We start from the raw sequence: 524 nt of genomic DNA, 5'->3' as shown, positions 1-524 counted from the left end.
GACATTGCCAAGCTCCTAATTTTTATAAAAACTAGAACAAAAATTGAAAAGATTTTCCTGGTGAAAATAGCGTTTTGGAACCACCTGACCCCATGCCGAACTCAGTAGTGAAACGAAACAGCGCCGATGATAGTGTGGGGTTTCCCATGTGAAAGTAGGACATCGCCAGGGCCTTATTATTAACCCGCTGCAGCAATGCAGCGGGTTTTTTGCTATGTGTGATTTAAAAAGGTGTAGGCAGAATGGCGCTGTCTATTCATCCATGAAGCTGGCTGGATGGTGGAATAGGTCTGCGTTCTCTAATACCATTTTGAATAATTAACTGGTCAGATTTATCCAGTCCCGAAAGCATAATGATTTCACCCTGTCAGCACATGAGATAAACGCATTCCATGCTTCGCTGACCTGATCCAAAATGTCATCGTAGTTGGCAAAGGTTCTGTTTGATAACTTATACCATTTTGAATAATTAACTGGTCAGATTTATCCAGTCCCGAAAGCACAATGATTTCACCCTGTCAGCA

Annotated in this window: 1 rRNA gene; it reads left to right on the top strand. The window is 42.0% G+C overall.

Going from position 1 to position 524, the window contains the following annotated elements:
* The first annotated feature begins 56 nt into the window (after positions 1 to 56).
* Positions 57 to 171, top strand: a 5S ribosomal RNA gene (gene rrf, locus C3B51_RS23345).
* The last annotated feature ends 353 nt before the right edge of the window (positions 172 to 524 follow it).

Origin of the sequence: Pseudoalteromonas rubra, from assembly GCF_004212645.1 — a bacterium.
Taxonomy (GTDB): Bacteria; Pseudomonadota; Gammaproteobacteria; order Enterobacterales; family Alteromonadaceae; genus Pseudoalteromonas; species Pseudoalteromonas rubra_G.
Note: the sequence above shows the minus strand (reverse complement) of the source record. Positions and strands in the feature narration are given on the sequence as shown.